Genomic DNA, 16,257 nt, shown 5'->3' on the forward strand with positions numbered 1-16,257 from the left:
AAGGATGCTGTAGCGCTGCGGCCTGCGCATGACTTGCCGGCTTTTTACGTTGTCATGCGCCAAGGATGGAGACTTTCATTGGTTACGGTCGCGCGTGTCTGGCTGATCGTTCGCCGCCTGCCGATTCTCGTCCTGGCCATCGCCGTGCTTGCCGTCGCCGGCTCGAGCGCCTTTCATACCCCGGCTTTCGCGCAGGAAGACGGAAACCGCGGCTGGTCGCTGCGCGATCTTCTTTTCCCGCGCCGCAGCGAGCGCATTGAACCTCCTGCCAATGTCCAGCCGGTGAGGCCGAAGCCGAAGGCCAGAAAACCCAAGCCGCGCCCGCCGGCCGAGCCGGAGGCGCCGGTCGTCGAAAAGGCGCCGGATGCGCGCGTCGTGCTGGTGGTCGGCGATTTCCTGGCGGGCGGGCTCGCCGAGGGTCTGGACGTCGCCTTCGCCGACAATCCGGCGGTCAGGATCGTTTCGCGCAGCAACGGCTCGTCGGGCTTCGTGCGTGACGATTTCTACAATTGGCCGGTCGAGATCAAGTCTCTGATCGAGACGGAGAAGCCGTCCGTCGTGGTGGTCATGCTTGGCTCCAACGACCGCCAGCAGATGCGCGTCGGCGACGTCCGCGAGCAGCCGCGCTCCGAGAACTGGACCAAGGAATACGAGCACCGCACCGATGCGCTGGGCAAGGCCATTCAGGATGCAAAGGTGCCGTTCCTGTGGGTCGGCATGCCGGCGTTCGGGGCGGCAAAAATGACCTCGGACATGCTCGCCTTCAACGACATCTATCATTCAGCCGCACAGACCCATGGCGGCGAGTTCGTCGATGTCTGGGACGGCTTCGTCGACGAGAACGGCGCCTTCGTCACCTCCGGTCCGGACATCAACGGCCAGCCGGTGCGCCTGCGCTCCGACGACGGCATCAACGTGACCAGGGCCGGCAAGCGCAAGCTTGCCTTCTACACCGAAAAGCCGCTGGCCAAGATCCTCGGACTGGCGGCACCCGGAAGCGTCACCACGGTTTCCGCGCCGGCGGGCGCTCCGGTCGAGGCGTCGAAGCCTGCCGCGGCCCCTGTCATCGTCGACCGCACCGCGCCGATGCTGCTCAGCGACCCCGCGCTCGACGGCGGGACCGAGCTGCTGGGTGCCGCACCGCCAGCCAATGCCGATCCGAATCTTCCCGGCGAAAAGCTGACCGTCGAGGGCAAGGCGCCCGTCGCCTCGCCCGGCCGAGCCGACGATTTTTCCTGGCCGCCGAAGACGCCGACCGCTTCATCGGAGACCTCGACAGCGGTGCGTCGGTAGGGCCGCAACGGAAGAGCCCATCGTGGCTGCAGGTAGCCTCAGCGGGGGAGTACGCTAGACCCCATCAGCGCCTCGTCGATCGCGCGCGCTGCCTGGCGGCCTTCGCGGATCGCCCACACCACCAGCGACTGGCCGCGACGGACGTCGCCCGCGGCATAGAGCCTGTCTATGCTGGTTCTGTAGTCGCGGTCGTCGGCCTCGACGTTGCGCGAGCGGCGGCTGTCGGTGACCACCTTTATCTCGCCGTCCAGCTCCTTCATGACCCCATCATTCGCCGGACCGGCAAAGCCGATGGCGATGAAGGCGAGATCGGCGCGGATGACGAACTCGGTGCCGGCGATCGGCTTGCGCTTCTCATCGACCTCGCAGCAGCGGACGCCGGTCAGCTGTCCGTCCTCGCCGATGAATTCGAGGGTCGCCACCTGGAATTCGCGCTCCGCGCCCTCGGCCTGCGAGGAAGACGTGCGCATCTTCGTCGCCCAGTAAGGCCAAACCGCGAGCTTGTCTTCCTTCTCCGGCGGCTGCGGACGGATGTCGAGCTGCGTCACGCGCACCGCGCCTTGCCGGAAGGCGGTGCCGATGCAGTCGGACGCGGTGTCGCCACCGCCGACGACGACGACATGCTGGCCGCCGGCGATGATCGGATGTGACGGCCAGGCCACCGATTGGATCGGCTCGCCGCCGACTCGGCGGTTCTGCTGCACGAGATACGGCATGGCGTCATAGACGCCGCTGAGATCGTCGCCGGGGATGTTGGCCGGGCGCGGGGTTTCCGAGCCGCCGCAATAGAGCACGGCGTCGTGCTCGGCGAGGAGCTCGGCAACCGGCTTGTCGACGCCGACATTGACGCCGCAATGGAAACTCACGCCCTCGCCCTGCATCTGCTCGATGCGGCGATCGATGTAATGCTTCTCGATCTTGAAGTCGGGAATGCCGTAGCGCATCAGCCCGCCCGGCCGGCTCTCGCGCTCATAGACATGCACATCGTGGCCGGCGCGGCCGAGCTGCTGGGCGGCGGCCATGCCGGCCGGCCCGGAGCCGATGACGGCAACCCGCTTGCCGGTCTTCTTTTCCGGCGGGTAGGGCCGGATGTGGCCGGTCTCATAGGCCTTGTCGGCGATCGCCTGCTCGACCGTCTTGATGGCGACCGGAATGTCCTCGAGGTTCAGCGTGCAGGCTTCCTCGCAAGGCGCCGGGCAGATGCGGCCGGTAAACTCCGGGAAATTGTTGGTCGAATGCAGGTTGCGGATCGCGCTGTCCCAGTCGCCATTGTAGACGAGGTCGTTCCAGTCCGGGATCTGGTTGTGGATCGGGCAGCCGGTCGGTCCATGGCAGAACGGGATGCCGCAATCCATGCAGCGCGCGGCCTGTTTCTCGACCTCCTTGTCCGACATCGGCAGCGTGAATTCGCGGAAATGCCGGATGCGATCCGAGGCAGGCTGGTACTTCTGCACCTGCCGGTCGATTTCGAGAAACCCTGTTACCTTGCCCATAGTCCAGTCCCTGCTGTCCGAAGGCGCGCTCGCAAGTCTAGCTTGTCGGCGCACCCGTTAACCTCATAAGGCCGCCGTGGCAACCTTGGTCCGAGGTCAGGATTGTTGGTGAGGATGCCGGCCGGGCGATTACCTCCCCGGCCGTGCCCAAAGCCTATTCCGCCGCCACGCTCATGCGCATGCGCTCCATCTCGATCAGCGCGCGGCGATACTCGACCGGCATGATTTTCCGGAATTTCGGCCGGAAGCTTGCCCAATTGTCGAGGATCTCGCGGCCGCGCACCGAGCCCGTGTAATGGACGTGGTTCGAGATCAGCTGATAGAGCCGCTCCTCGTCATGGCTGGTCATGTCGCCGGAGACGTCGACGCGTCCCTTATGGTCGAGGTCGCCGCCATGATGGAGCAGCTTCTCCATCAGGTCGTCCTCTTCCGGAACGGGCTCCAGCTCGACCATCGCCATGTTGCAGCGTTCGGCGAAATCGCCCTTCTCGTCGAGCACATAGGCGACGCCGCCCGACATGCCGGCGGCGAAGTTGCGGCCCGTTTTGCCGATGACCACGACGATGCCGCCGGTCATGTATTCGCAGCCATGGTCGCCGACGCCTTCGACGACGGCAACGACGCCGGAATTGCGCACCGCGAAGCGCTCGCCGGCGACGCCGGCGAAATAGGCCTCGCCCTCGGTCGCACCGTAGAGCACCGTGTTGCCGACGATGATCGAGTCAGCCGCGACGATCTTGGCCTCTTCCGGCGGCCGGATGACGATGCGGCCGCCCGACAGACCTTTGCCGACATAGTCGTTGCCGGCGCCGACCAGCTCGAAGGAGACGCCGCGCGCGAGAAACGCACCGAAAGACTGGCCGGCCGTGCCGGTGAGCTTGACCTGGATCGTGTCCTCGCGCAGGCCTTTGTGCTTGAAGCGCTTGGCGACTTCGCCCGACAGCATCGCGCCGGCAGAGCGGTCGACATTGCGGATTGGTAGCTCGATGCTGACCGGCTGCTTGGCTTCCAGCGCCGGCTTTGCCAGCTCGATCAGCTTGCGGTCGAGCACGTCGTCGATCGGATGCTTCTGCCGCTCGCTCCAGTGCAGCGCCTCAGGCGGCGCCTCCGGCTTGAAGAACATCTTCGAGAAGTCGAGCCCGCGCGCCTTCCAGTGCTGGATCACGTCGCGCTTCTCCAGAAGGTCGGTGTCGCCGATGATCTGGTCGAGATGGGTGAAGCCCATTTCCGCAAGCAGCGCGCGCACCTCCTCCGCCACGTAGAAGAAGAAGTTGATGACATGCTCCGGCGTGCCCTTGAAGCGCTTGCGCAGCACCGGGTCCTGCGTCGCCACCCCGACCGGGCAGGTGTTCAGGTGGCACTTGCGCATCATGATGCAGCCGGCCGCAATCAGCGGCGCGGTCGAGAAGCCGAACTCGTCGGCGCCGAGCAGCGCGCCGATGATGACGTCACGGCCGGTGCGCAACCCGCCGTCGACCTGCAGCGCCACGCGGGAGCGCAGGCCGTTGAGCACCAGGGTCTGATGCGTCTCGGCGAGGCCCATTTCCCACGGGCTGCCGGCATGCTTGAGTGAGGTCAGCGGCGAAGCGCCGGTGCCGCCGTCGTAGCCGGAGATGGTGATGTGATCGGCGCGCGCCTTGGCGACGCCCGCCGCAACCGTGCCGACGCCGACCTCCGAGACCAGCTTGACCGAGACATCGGCCGCCGGATTGACGTTCTTCAAGTCGTAGATCAGCTGAGCCAGATCCTCGATCGAGTAGATGTCGTGATGCGGCGGCGGCGAGATCAGGCCGACGCCTGGCGTCGAATGCCTGACCTTGGCGATGGTGGCGTCGACCTTGTGTCCGGGCAACTGACCGCCCTCGCCGGGCTTGGCGCCTTGGGCCACCTTGATCTGCATGACGTCGGAATTGACCAGATACTCCGCCGTCACGCCGAACCGCCCCGACGCGACCTGCTTGATCGCCGAGCGTTCCGGATTCTTGCCGCCGCCGGGCAGCGGCAGATAGCGGTCGGCCTCTTCGCCGCCCTCGCCGGTGTTCGACTTGCCGCCGATGGCGTTCATCGCGCGCGCCAGCGTCGTGTGCGCTTCCCGGGAGATCGAGCCGAAGGACATCGCCCCGGTCGAGAAGCGCTTGACGATCTCGGCCGCCGGCATGACGTCTTCGATCGCGACCTTCTTGCGGCCGGTCTCTTCCGCCAGCTTGATCTCGAACAGGCCGCGGATGGTCTGCGCTCTAGCTGTCGCGCTGTCGATCTGCGCCGAATACTCCTTGAACGTGTCCCGGGAGCCCTGGCGCACGGCATGCTGCAGGCTGGCGACCGCATCCGGCGACCACATATGCGCCTCGCCGCGCATGCGGAACATGTATTCTCCGCCGACCTCGAGATTGTTGCGCAGCACCGGGTCGTTGCCGAAGGCATCGGTATGGCGGCTGAGAGTCTCGGTCGCGATCTCGTCCAGCCCGACGCCTTCGATCAGCGTCGCGGTGCCGGTGAAATACTTCTCGACGAAGTCCGACTTGAGACCGATGGCGTCGAAGATCTGCGCACCGCAATAGGACTGGTAAGTCGAGATGCCCATCTTGGACATCACTTTGAGGATGCCCTTGCCGATCGACTTGATGTAGCGGGAGACGACCTCGTATGCGTCGACCTCCTCCGGCAGTTCGCCGCGCCTGTGCATGTCGAGCAGCGTGTCGAAGGCGAGATAGGGGTTGATCGCCTCGGCGCCGTAGCCGGCCAGGCAGCAGAAATGATGCACCTCGCGGGGCTCGCCGGATTCGACGACCAGTCCGACCGCGGTGCGCAGGCCCTTGCGGATCAGGTGATGGTGCACCGCCGCCGTCGCCAGCAAAACCGGAATGGCGATGCGGTCCGGCCCGACCTGGCGGTCGGACAGGATGATGATGTTGTAGCCGCCCGCGACCGCCGCCTCGGCGCGCTCGCAGAGCCGGTCGATGGCGCCTTGCATGCCGGCAGCGCCCTCGTTCGAACCGTAGGTGATGTCGATCGTCTTGGTGTCGAAGCGGTCCTCGGTGTGTCCGATGGAGCGGATCTTCTCGAGATCGCCGTTGGTGAGAATCGGCTGGCGCACTTCAAGCCGCTTGCGGCGCGATGTGCCGATCAGGTCGAAGATGTTCGGCCGCGGCCCGATGAAGGACACCAGGCTCATCACCAGTTCCTCACGGATCGGGTCGATCGGCGGATTGGTGACCTGAGCGAAGTTCTGCTTGAAATAGGTGTAGAGCAGCTTCGACTTGTCCGACATCGCCGAGATCGGCGTGTCGGTGCCCATCGAGCCGACCGCTTCCTGGCCGGTAGTGGCCATCGGCGCCATCAGAAGCTTCGTGTCTTCCTGTGTGTAGCCGAAGGCCTGCTGGCGATCGAGCAGGCTGACATCCTTGCGCAGCGCCCGCGGCTCGACCGGCTTCAGCTCTTCAAGAATCAACTGCGTGTTGGCGAGCCAGGTCTTGTAAGGGTGCCTGGTCGCGATCTCCGACTTGATCTCCTCGTCGGAGATGATGCGGCCCTTGGCCAGATCGATCAAAAGCATGCGGCCGGGCTGCAGCCGCCACTTCTGCACGATCTTTTCCTCCGGCACCGGCAGCACGCCGGCTTCCGAAGCCATGATGACGCGGTCGTCGTCGGTGACGATGTAGCGAGCCGGACGCAGGCCGTTGCGATCGAGCGTCGCGCCGATCTGGCGCCCGTCGGTGAAGACGACCGCCGCCGGCCCGTCCCACGGCTCCATCAGCGCAGCGTGGTACTCGTAGAACGCCTTGCGGTCGGAATCCATGAGCTTGTTGCCGGCCCAGGCTTCCGGGATCAGCATCATCATGGCGTGGCTTAAGCTATAGCCGCCCTGGAACAGGAATTCGAGCGCATTGTCGAAGCACGCCGTGTCGGACTGACCCTCATAGGAGATCGGCCACAGCTTCGAGATGTTGTTGCCGAACAGCTCGGAATCGACCGAGGCCTGACGCGCCGCCATCCAGTTGTTGTTGCCGCGCACCGTGTTGATCTCGCCGTTATGCGCGACCATGCGATAGGGATGCGCCAGCTTCCATGACGGGAAGGTGTTGGTCGAGAAGCGCTGGTGGACGAGGATCAGCGCCGTGTCGAAGCGCGGATCCTTGAGGTCCTTGTAATAGGCGCCGACTTGGTAGGCGAGGAACATGCCCTTGTAGACGATGGTGCGCGCCGACAGCGACACGCAATAGGCGCCGACATCCTTGTTGTCGTTCTCGGCATAGATGCGGCCCGAGATCACCTTGCGCAGCAGGTAGAGCCTCGCCTCGTACTCCTCGTCGTCCGGAATCTCGGCCGTGCGGCCGATGAACACCTGGCGATGGAACGGCTCGGAGGCGACAATCTCCGGCGCCTTCGACAGCGACGAATTATCGACCGGCACGTCGCGGAAGCCGATCAGCGGCAGCCCTTCGGACTGGGCCGATTCGGCGATGATGTCCTCGATATGGGCGCGAAGGGCTGCGTCCTGCGGCATGAACCAGTGGCCGACGCCATATTGGCCTGCCGGCGGCAGTTCGACGCCCTTTGCGGCCATCTCATCGCGGAAGAACCGATCCGGAATCTGCACCAGCACGCCGGCGCCGTCGCCGACCAGCGGATCGGCGCCGACAGCGCCGCGATGGGTGAGGTTTTCCAGCATCGCCAGACCGTCCTCGACGATCTGGTGCGACTTTACGCCCTTCATGTTGGCGATGAAGCCGACGCCGCAGGCGTCATGCTCGTTGCGCGGATCGTAGAGGCCCTGCGCGATCAAACCATTGGCGGCGGTACCAGTTTTGACGGCTGCCGCTTTCGTCTGCGCGGCCTGGCCGTTGATCGCAGATGGCGTCAGTTCCGTCATCGTCCTATCCTCCGTTCCGCACCCTTGGCGGTGATTTCCCTCGGGGCGCTGGTTTGCCTTGGGAAGCACGATGCTTCCCTTCGTCCTTGCTGCACGTCTCGCGAAATTCTTGCCGAACCATGCGGCCATACGCCCGGTTCGCATCCGGTATCGTACAGGCCAGAGCGGTGCCGTCTACCCGCCGCTCGCGACAATGGCCGGAATGGCAGCGATGATATGCCAGTCCAGCCTGTTTTGTGCGACAAAATAAGACAGCACTACTGTCCTAAATTTTTTATGGCAGAAATCCCGCACCTGCACAAGACCGATTCACAAAATTCTCGGGCGTGCCGCGACACAAAATTTCGCGAAGGGATCAAAAAACGCAACCTCTAGTCAGTCGTTACGGCCCGGCTGGCTTCACCGTTTTGCGAAAGATTGGCCCTTGCGCTTCGCGCGCCAAAGCAGTCAAGTCGCGCCGCTTTCTGCCAATCACAATACGGACCTCTCGATGTTCTTTGCATCCGACAACTGGGCGGGCGTTCATCCCGACATTTCGGCGAACCTCTCCCGCCACGCGGCCGGCATCGCGACCGCGTATGGCGACGGCGACCTGGACCGCACCGTCTACCATCGCTTCAGCGAGATCTTCGAGCGGGAAGTTCAGGTGTTCTTCGTCGCCACCGGCACCGCGGCCAACGCGCTTTCGATGGCGGCGTTGAACCGTATCGGCGGCATCGCCCTTTGTCATTCCGAAGCGCATATGAATGTCGACGAGTTCGGCGCGATGGGCTTCTACACCGGCGGCGCTCGTACGGCGCCGGTTGCGGGTCCCCTGGGGCGCATCAACCCGCAGGCTCTCGACAATGCCATCAAGCGCTATTCGCAGGATCTTGCGCCGGCCGGCCAGCCGATGGCCGTGACGATCACCCAGGCGACCGAGGTGGGCACCGTCTACACCGTCGACGACGTCAAGGCGATTGCCGAGGTCAGCCGTAGGCACAAGCTGCCGCTGCATATGGATGGCGCGCGCTTTGCCAATGCGATTGCCGCGACCGACGTCACGCCGGCGGAAATGACCTGGAGGAGCGGCGTCGACTTGATCTCCTTCGGCGGCACCAAGAACGGTTGCTGGATGGCCGACGCGGTGGTGATCTTCAACCCGGAAGTCGGCGGGGATCTGCGCCTGCTTCGCCAGCGCGCCGGACAGACCTTTTCCAAGGCGCGCTTCATCTCGGCGCAATTCGAAGCCTATTTCACCGACGACCTTTGGCTGAGGATGGCGCGGCATGCCAATGCGATGGCGGCACATCTCGCCGAGACGATCGAGGACGCGCCGGCGGGCAGGCTCGCCTGGCTGCCGCAGGCCAACGAAGTGTTCGCAATCTTCGACCGCGCTCTTGCCGAAAAGCTGCAGACCGCCGGCGCCAAATTCTATGAATGGGGCGTGCCGCAGGGTTTCGATGGCCATCTCGGCGACAAGGAAGCAATCTACCGTTTCGTCGCCAGCTTCGCCACCACCACCCAAGAGATCGACCGTCTCGGCCAACACCTCTCGCAATGATCAGGCGAGCAAAGGCCCCAGCGACAGTTCGAGGCCAAGCAGGATCAAAAAAGCCAGAAAACATCGGCGAAATGTCGCCGCGTTGATTTTCTGGCGCAGGATTAATGTCACAAAAAAGCGGCGCCCTTCCGGCGCCGCTTTCGTCTCGGGAGGGAGACGTTTCTTACACGGAGCCCGCGGCTTACGCGGCGGCCTTGGCCTCGATCTGCTTGGCCTTGTCCGAAGACGAGGTGATCGCGATCTTGCGCGGCTTCAGCTCTTCCGGAATGTTGCGCTTGAGGTCGACGAAGAGCAGGCCGTTCTTCAGCGTGGCGCCCTCGACCTCAACGTGGTCGGCGAGCTGGAAGCGACGCTCGAAGGCGCGCGAAGCAATGCCGCGATAGAGCAGCTCCGAGCCCTCGCCATTGTTCTCTTCCTTGCGCTCACCCTTGACGGTCAGCACATTGCGGTGCGCCTCGATCGAGATCTCGTCTTCCGAGAAGCCGGCAACCGCCATCGAGATGCGATAGGCGTTCTCGCCGGTGCGCTCGATGTTATAGGGCGGATAGGTCTGCGCGCTCTCGGGCTGGCCGAGCGTATCGAGCATGGTGAACAGCCGGTCGAAACCGACGGTGGAACGATAAAGCGGGGAAAAATCAACGTGACGCATGATGTGTTCTCCTGTTGAGCAACATGGTTTGCGTTTGACCCGGTACGAAACCCTCGAAAGGCGTTCCGGATAGGCCAGCGGCCCCGACATCGGCGGCCGCAACCTCCATTTGGGAAGCGGAAAAGCCCATTTCAAGAACTTCGCGCACCAACTTTCCCTTCGATTTTTTCGCTCGATGAACGCCAGATGAACCGAGGCTTCGGCATCCGTTCAGCCTGGGCTCGCTAGGCTGCAGTCGACAATACGGACATGCGGCGCCTCGATCGGTGCGCCGCGACGAGGCCGAACCGGGTGCAACGTCCCTTCCTCCCGGGTCGACAGAGGCCGGAAGCGCGCCGCAGGCGCTTCCGGCCTTCCCTTACAGGGAAACGCGCCAACCCGGACCCTTTGCTTTTGGCGCATGGCCGTCTATCACCGTGGCGACGCCTGGCCCGCTCGGGCAAGAAGCAATCAACGAAGCGCCGAATGACGGACCTTTTCTATCTGACTGAGGGCAACCCGCCGCCGCAGAACGCTGCCGGCGGCTTCTTCACCACCCGCGACGGCAGGAAGATCCGCTACGGCGTTTTCGCCGCCGCCGCCCGCCCGCTCCAGGGCACGGTGGTGCTGCTGACCGGCCGCAACGAGTGCATCGAGAAATATTTCGAGACCATCCGCGATCTCGCCGACCGCGGCTTCGGCGTCGCCACCCTCGACTGGCGCGGTCAGGGCGATTCCAGCCGCCTGCTGCGCGACCGGCAGCGCGGCTACGTCCGCAGCTTCCGTGACTACACCCGTGATCTCGAGCAGTTCTTCGAGGAGATCGTGCTGCCCGATTGCCGCGGTCCCTATTACATCCTCGCCCATTCGACGGGAGCAGTGATCGCGCTTCTTGCCTCGCCGTCGATGGTCAACCGGGTGCGGCGGATGGTGCTGATCGCGCCTTTCCTGGCCGTGCCCGACTTGCGGGTTTCGATCGCCACCATACGGCGCGTCTGCGCGGTGTTCTGCGCGCTGGGCCTCGGCCGCCTCTATGCCGCCTGGGGGCCCCGCTCGAAATTGCCGACGCCCTTCGAAATGAACAAGGTGACGTCCGACCCGGAGCGCTACCGGCGCAATACCGATATTTACAGGGCCTGGCCCCACCTTGGACTCGGTGGTCCGACCATCCGCTGGCTGAAGGCCGCAGCCGCAGCCGCGGAAGCGGTCAGCGACCCCGATTTCATGGCAAGGATCCAGGTACCGACGCTGATCGTCGCCGCCGGCGCCGACCAGGTGGTCTCTACCAAGGCGGTCGAATCCTATGCCAGACGGCTGCGCGTCGGCTCCCTGTTGATGATCGACGGCGCGCATCATGAGATCCTGCAGGAGAGGGATCTCTTTCGCGAGCAGCTCCTGGCGGCCTTCGATGCTTTTGTTCCGGGAACCGGCGACGCTGCCTGATCACGGAACGACGCCGCGGATCAGCCGCGCAGCGCCGCCATTGCCGCGGCGTGCAACTCCGGCGTCGCCGCCGCCAATATATCGCCGCCGTTTTCCGCCGGGCCGCCTTCGAAGGTGGTGACGACGCCGCCCGACTTCTCGATGATCGGGATCAGCGCCACGATGTCGTAGGGTTTCAAATCCGGATCGGCGACGATATCGACGCTGCCCGCCGCCACCATGGCGAAGGCGTAGCAGTCGGTGCCGTAGCGGGCGAGCTGCACCTGTTTCTCGAACGCGTCGTAGCGGTTGCGCGCCGCACCCTTGAACAGCGCCGGCGTGGTGGTGAATAGGGTCGACTGCGAAAGCTGCGTCGTCTTGCGCGTCGCGAGCTTGCGCGGGCCGCCCGGGCCTTCGTAATGCGAGCCGGAGGCATTGGCATAGAACAGCTCGCCGGTGAAGGGCTGCGACATCAGGCCGGCGACGGCATCGCCGTCGATCGTCAGTCCGACCAGCGTTCCCCAGACCGGCAGGCCGGAAATGAAGGCGCGTGTGCCGTCGATCGGGTCGATGACCCAGACATGCCGGCTCGAAATGTTCTCGCTGCCATGCTCCTCGCCGAGGATGCCGTGATCGGGATATTCCGCCGAGATAAGCGCCCGGATCGCCCGCTCGGCCTCGCGATCGGCTTCCGTCACCGGATCGAAGCTCTCCGCCAGCTTATTGGCGACTGCGGCCTGGCTGCGGAAGCGAGGCAAGGTCTCGGCGGCGGCGGCACGCGCGATTCGCCGCATGAAGTCGATGCTGATATCCAACCCACTCTCCCCGTTGCGGCAACCATCCGGCAGCTGCTGTCTTCTTGTCGGACCGGAGCGTGCAACCGGGTCAGGCGCCCTCGCCTGTTGCCTCAAAGTCACACGTCAGGCGCCGAAACCGGATTTGCACATCATATTGAATTAAAAAGCCTGAAGTCGATTGACATTTGTGCATCGCACAATACTTTTGTTCTCGGACAGCTTATCCTGTCCATGCCCTCCTTGGGCGTTTCCTCCCTAGACTTCGACCGTGTCGTGAAAACGATGCGGTCTTTTTTTGAGCTGCGGTTCCCAGCGCCGCCGTCATTCGGCGGCGAGCGGCAGGTCGAGGAAATGATGGCCGGGCATCGAAATCAGTTCGGCCGAAAACCGCGTCAGGTCGTCGGCTAAAGCGTCGAAGCCGGCCGATTTCTGGAATGTCCGCTCGTTCATGTAGAGCCCGCGATTGACCTCGATCTGCAGCGCGTGGAGATGACGCGCCGGCCGCCCGTAATGCTCGGTTATGAAGCCGCCGGCATAAGGCTTGTTATGCGCGACAGCGTAGCCCATTCCGGTGAGCAGGCCGATCGCCCTCTCGGTTAGAGCCGCGCTGGCGGAAATGCCGAAACGATCGCCGATGATGAAGTCCGGCCGCGCGCCATTGTCGCCGACCCGGACGCTGGCCGGCATCGAATGGCAGTCGATCAGCACGGCATAGCCGAACCTGGCGTGGGTCCTGGTCAAGAGCCGCTTCAGCGTCTCGTGATAGGGCTTGTAGACGGCCTCTATGCGTCCCACGGCCTCGGAAAGCGGCAGACGCCCGGGATAGATGTCGAGCCCCTCTCCCACCAGCTTCGGCACGGTGCCCAGCCCGCCCGCGACGCGGGCCGAACGGATGTTGCAGAAGGACGGCACCGGCTCCGCGAACATGCGCGGATCGAGTTCCCACGGTTCGCGATTGACGTCGAGATAGGCGCGCGGGAAATTTGCCGCCAGCATGGGCGCGCCGAGCGCGACGGCGCCGCCGAACAGCTCATCGACATAGCAATCCTCCGACCGGCGTATGGCGTTGCGGTCGAGCCGCACCATGGCCAGGAAGCGCTCGGGATAATCGCGGCCGCTATGCGGCGAGTTGAACAGGAAAGCTACGCGTTGCTCGGCGCCCGACCGGATTTCGAAGGGTGGTGTGACCGAAAAATCCTCGGCTGCCGTCTTCAATTTGAACAAACCAGGACGAAGCACTGCATCATGATGCGAAACTGACATCTTGCGCCCGGCATGTCCAGCATTTCAGCCCCGCGAAACGCACAGTCGAAGTGGTCGCGACAAGGCCAACGTTCACTTGATGTTTACCGTCTCCTCCTCATATACAGGATGGTTAACGGGCTTGCCCGGCGGCAGGCTTGGGGCGGGTGATTCGGACGGGATACGATGGCACGCATTCTTCTGGCGGAAGACGACGACGATATGCGCCGGTTCCTCGTCAAGGCGCTGGAACGCGCCGGCTACCAGGTGAGCGATTTCGACAACGGCGCCAGCGCCTATGAGCGGCTGCGCGAGGAGCCTTTTTCGCTGCTTCTGACCGACATCGTCATGCCGGAGATGGACGGCATCGAGCTTGCCCGCCGCGCCACTGAGATCGATCCGGATCTCAAGGTCATGTTCATCACCGGCTTCGCTGCCGTCGCGCTCAATCCGGATTCCAAGGCGCCCAAGGACGCCAAGGTGCTGTCGAAGCCGTTCCATCTGCGCGATCTCGTCAACGAGGTCGAGAAGATGCTTCAGGCCGCCTAAAGGGTTTTTCCGGCCGGCGCATGTCGTCCAAAACGGCGCAGCGGCTGGGAAAACGACATCCACAAAACAAAGATCTAAGCGCGTCACTCGAACCCGTTTCGACGCGACGCGCTTTAGGCATCGGCGCTTCCGCCGCTGCGGCGAAACGGAGCTTTCTTTTCTTGTTCCTGCTATTGACGTGCCGGACCAAAAGTGGTGTATGCGCGGCTTCGGATGGGCGTGTAGCTCAGCGGGAGAGCACTGCATTGACATTGCAGGGGTCACAAGTTCAATCCTTGTCACGCCCACCATCCTTTCAATAACTTAGCTAACCCAATGTGCCGATTGGCACAGAAACTCCGGGGCGAAGATTTCCAACCGCACTCCGGAACCAAAGCGGACGCGTTCCGTTGCACGCCAAATGGGGACTGGCTGCAATGGCCGAAGACGACGACCGTTTCTGGAAGGTCTATATAGATTCCATCAAATTGCGCGCCGAGCGGTATCGGCTTCGAGCCGAAGTCGATGCCGAACGGCAACAAGCGCGACGGATCCGGTGCAATCGGCCCGAGAGCGAGCCTGGATATTCCGGCAAGGCCCAGAAGATCTAACGCACCGTGCAACTGATCTGACGCTCGCAAGTTAACCTTCATCGTCGGCAACTAGCAAAGGACGCTGCCGGCTGAGAGACAGCGACCGCGCTCCCGTCTGAACCGAGACCCGAGACGCGTCGTGCGAGACCGAATTCCCGACAATCCACGCCCGCGCCCTCTTCAAGCCGAGAGCGACAGGAAGCTCCTCGCCCAAACGAGAGATGTGATCAATCGTTCGAGGCAGAAGCTCATCGACACAGAACCGCAGATCGATCCGCACCGGTTGAAGCGGATTTCTCGCAAAGTCACTGGGGTCTAGACTAGACCTCGGCCTGCGGGAACATGCGCTACTGCCGATCGGTCGGCCTGATAGTCGACGACGGCGGTGCCAACCCCTTCCAGCTGAATTTCGGCTGCTGCCGGTCCAAGCCCGATATCCAGGTTACGCTTTTCGCCAGCGGCAGGGGAAGCGAGAGGCATATCCCTCTCAGACGCCCGAGACGGCGCAAAGTGCTTTCATCCTGGCGACGGCGAGGTGAGGATCGGCCAGCAACCCCGCCTGATCGGCGAGGCGGAAGACATCGGCATAGTGGCAGATGCCGCGTGCCGACTGCATGCCGCCGACCATGGTGAAGTGATCCTGGTGGCCATTCAGCCAGGCCATGAAAACGATGCCTGCCTTGTAATATTCCGTCGGGGCTTCGAAGATCTTGCGCGACAGCGGCACGGTCGGCGCCATCAGCGCGTCATAGCCGGCCCGGTCGCCCTCGGCGAGCCTGGCCAACGCGGGGTTGGCCACCGGGGCGATGGCATCGAAGATGCCGAGCAGCGCATGCGAGTGCCTCTTGCCGTCGCCCGCGATCAACTCCGGATAGTTGAAGTCGTCACCCGTGAACATCACCACGCCTTCAGGCAGGCGGTCTCGCAGCAGCACCTCCTTGCCGGCGTCGAGCAGCGATATCTTTATGCCTTCGACCTTGTCGGCGTGCCGCTCGATGATGGCGACCACGGTGTCCAAGGCGGTATCGAAATCGTTGCTGCCCCAATAGCCCTTGAGCGCCGGATCGAACATGTCGCCCAGCCAGTGCAGGATCACCTTGCCGGAGGCTTGGCTGAGGATCCGGTCGTAGACGCGGGCATAGTCGTCCGGGCCTTTGGCCGCGGCCGCCAGCGCGCGGCTTGCCATCATGATCGCCTTGCCGCCCTCGCCTTCGATGAAGGCGAACTGCTCCTCATAGGCTCGGATCACATCGTCGAGCGTCCTTGCCGCGGCCGGCGTCAGGTGGTCGGTGCCGGCGCCGGAGGCGAGATCGGCGCCTTTCACCGTGCGCGCCTCGGCGATCGAGCGCCAGATCAGTTCTTTCGCGCTCGCCCAGTCGAACCCCATGCCGCGCTGCGAGGTGTCCATCGCCTCGGCGATGCGGAAGCCGAGCCGCCACAGATGATGACGGAATGCCATGGTCTTGTCCCAGTCGACCGCCGGCCGCGACCAGGGATCGGTCATGGCGAAGGGGTTGGCGACGACATGGGCGGCGGCATAGGCGAGGCGCGGGAAATCCGCGCCGATGTTGGGCTGCGCCGGTTGGCCGACCAGCCGGTAGCCGACACGATCGCCATTCTTCGCAGGCAGGATGATGTCCATCGAAATCTCCCTTTGTGGCAGCCTATAGATGGAACGTTCCAATAAATCAAGAACCTTTATGATCCCTGCGACTGAAGCGATCCAACGCAGCGCTGCGGCCCTAAACCCATACATTTTCTGGCCATCGATCAATTTTTCGAAATCGACATGATTCCCGGTTGACTCCGGTTTGACGCAATGTTTAGAACGTTCCAATAAATTTT

The 16,257-nt window shown here is 63.7% G+C and carries 11 protein-coding genes and 1 tRNA gene; 6 read left to right on the forward strand and 6 right to left on the reverse strand.

Features of this window, described 5'->3' with window-relative positions:
• The first annotated feature begins 78 nt into the window (after window positions 1–78).
• The gene (locus P9254_RS07470; protein WP_278053032.1) at window positions 79–1,293 is read left to right on the forward strand and encodes an SGNH/GDSL hydrolase family protein; all 1,215 of its coding nucleotides are present in this window, start codon (window positions 79–81) and stop codon (window positions 1,291–1,293) included.
• Window positions 1,294–1,331: 38 nt separating this feature from the next.
• Here P9254_RS07470 and P9254_RS07475 read toward each other — a convergent pair whose 3' ends face one another.
• Together P9254_RS07475 and gltB are read right to left on the reverse strand one after the other, a co-directional pair.
• The gene (locus P9254_RS07475) at window positions 1,332–2,786 is read right to left on the reverse strand and encodes a glutamate synthase subunit beta (protein ID WP_095826717.1); all 1,455 of its coding nucleotides are present in this window, start codon (window positions 2,784–2,786) and stop codon (window positions 1,332–1,334) included.
• A gap of 154 nt (window positions 2,787–2,940) precedes the next feature.
• Entirely contained in the window at window positions 2,941–7,659 is a 4,719-nt protein-coding gene (gltB, locus tag P9254_RS07480) for a glutamate synthase large subunit (RefSeq protein ID WP_278053034.1), read from the reverse strand.
• 490 nt (window positions 7,660–8,149) lie between these two features.
• Between gltB and P9254_RS07485 the strand changes: the two genes are divergently transcribed.
• Window positions 8,150–9,202, forward strand: a complete 1,053-nt coding sequence (locus P9254_RS07485) for a threonine aldolase family protein (RefSeq protein WP_127246086.1) — start codon at window positions 8,150–8,152, stop codon at window positions 9,200–9,202.
• A 181-nt stretch (window positions 9,203–9,383) separates the two neighbouring features.
• Here P9254_RS07485 and P9254_RS07490 read toward each other — a convergent pair whose 3' ends face one another.
• Window positions 9,384–9,851: an Hsp20 family protein gene (locus P9254_RS07490; RefSeq protein WP_067002526.1), complete on the reverse strand. Its 468-nt coding sequence runs from the start codon at window positions 9,849–9,851 to the stop codon at window positions 9,384–9,386.
• A gap of 465 nt (window positions 9,852–10,316) precedes the next feature.
• Here P9254_RS07490 and P9254_RS07495 point away from each other — a divergent pair, with 465 nt between their 5' ends.
• The gene (locus tag P9254_RS07495; protein WP_278053036.1) at window positions 10,317–11,273 is read left to right on the forward strand and encodes an alpha/beta fold hydrolase; all 957 of its coding nucleotides are present in this window, start codon (window positions 10,317–10,319) and stop codon (window positions 11,271–11,273) included.
• 20 nt (window positions 11,274–11,293) lie between these two features.
• Here P9254_RS07495 and hisN read toward each other — a convergent pair whose 3' ends face one another.
• Both hisN and P9254_RS07505 read right to left on the reverse strand, forming a co-directional pair.
• Entirely contained in the window at window positions 11,294–12,067 is a 774-nt protein-coding gene (gene hisN, locus P9254_RS07500; RefSeq protein WP_278053037.1) for a histidinol-phosphatase, read from the reverse strand.
• Between the two features lie 303 nt (window positions 12,068–12,370).
• Window positions 12,371–13,312 (reverse strand): N-formylglutamate amidohydrolase, encoded by a 942-nt coding sequence (locus tag P9254_RS07505; RefSeq protein WP_278053038.1) that lies wholly within the window; start codon window positions 13,310–13,312, stop codon window positions 12,371–12,373.
• Between the two features lie 165 nt (window positions 13,313–13,477).
• On the opposite strand from P9254_RS07505, the gene cpdR reads away from it, so the two are divergent.
• The 3 genes from cpdR (at window position 13,478) to P9254_RS07520 (ending at window position 14,430) form a co-directional block, all read left to right on the forward strand.
• The gene (gene cpdR, locus P9254_RS07510) at window positions 13,478–13,840 is read left to right on the forward strand and encodes a cell cycle two-component system response regulator CpdR (protein ID WP_006199474.1); all 363 of its coding nucleotides are present in this window, start codon (window positions 13,478–13,480) and stop codon (window positions 13,838–13,840) included.
• 215 nt (window positions 13,841–14,055) lie between these two features.
• A tRNA-Val gene (locus P9254_RS07515) sits at window positions 14,056–14,130 on the forward strand.
• 126 nt (window positions 14,131–14,256) lie between these two features.
• Window positions 14,257–14,430: a hypothetical protein gene (locus P9254_RS07520; RefSeq protein ID WP_156751095.1), complete on the forward strand. Its 174-nt coding sequence runs from the start codon at window positions 14,257–14,259 to the stop codon at window positions 14,428–14,430.
• Window positions 14,431–14,899: 469 nt separating this feature from the next.
• Here P9254_RS07520 and P9254_RS07525 read toward each other — a convergent pair whose 3' ends face one another.
• Entirely contained in the window at window positions 14,900–16,054 is a 1,155-nt protein-coding gene (locus P9254_RS07525) for a dihydrodipicolinate synthase family protein (RefSeq protein WP_278053039.1), read from the reverse strand.
• Window positions 16,055–16,257 lie beyond the last annotated feature (203 nt).

Origin of the sequence: Mesorhizobium sp. WSM4983 (assembly GCF_029625765.1) — a bacterium.
Classification (GTDB): Bacteria; Pseudomonadota; Alphaproteobacteria; order Rhizobiales; family Rhizobiaceae; genus Mesorhizobium.

Excerpts from the sequence above, each read along its gene's own strand:
- P9254_RS07475 (WP_095826717.1), bottom strand. The coding sequence starts at position 2,786 with ATGGGCAAGGTAACAGGGTTTCTCGAAATCGACCGGCAGGTGCAGAAG.
- gltB (WP_278053034.1), bottom strand. The coding sequence starts at position 7,659 with ATGACGGAACTGACGCCATCTGCGATCAACGGCCAGGCCGCGCAGACG.
- P9254_RS07485 (WP_127246086.1), top strand. The coding sequence starts at position 8,150 with ATGTTCTTTGCATCCGACAACTGGGCGGGCGTTCATCCCGACATTTCG.
- P9254_RS07490 (WP_067002526.1), bottom strand. The coding sequence starts at position 9,851 with ATGCGTCACGTTGATTTTTCCCCGCTTTATCGTTCCACCGTCGGTTTC.
- P9254_RS07495 (WP_278053036.1), top strand. The coding sequence starts at position 10,317 with ATGACGGACCTTTTCTATCTGACTGAGGGCAACCCGCCGCCGCAGAAC.
- P9254_RS07505 (WP_278053038.1), bottom strand. The coding sequence starts at position 13,312 with ATGTCAGTTTCGCATCATGATGCAGTGCTTCGTCCTGGTTTGTTCAAA.
- cpdR (WP_006199474.1), top strand. The coding sequence starts at position 13,478 with ATGGCACGCATTCTTCTGGCGGAAGACGACGACGATATGCGCCGGTTC.
- P9254_RS07520 (WP_156751095.1), top strand. The coding sequence starts at position 14,257 with ATGGCCGAAGACGACGACCGTTTCTGGAAGGTCTATATAGATTCCATC.
- P9254_RS07525 (WP_278053039.1), bottom strand. The coding sequence starts at position 16,054 with ATGGACATCATCCTGCCTGCGAAGAATGGCGATCGTGTCGGCTACCGG.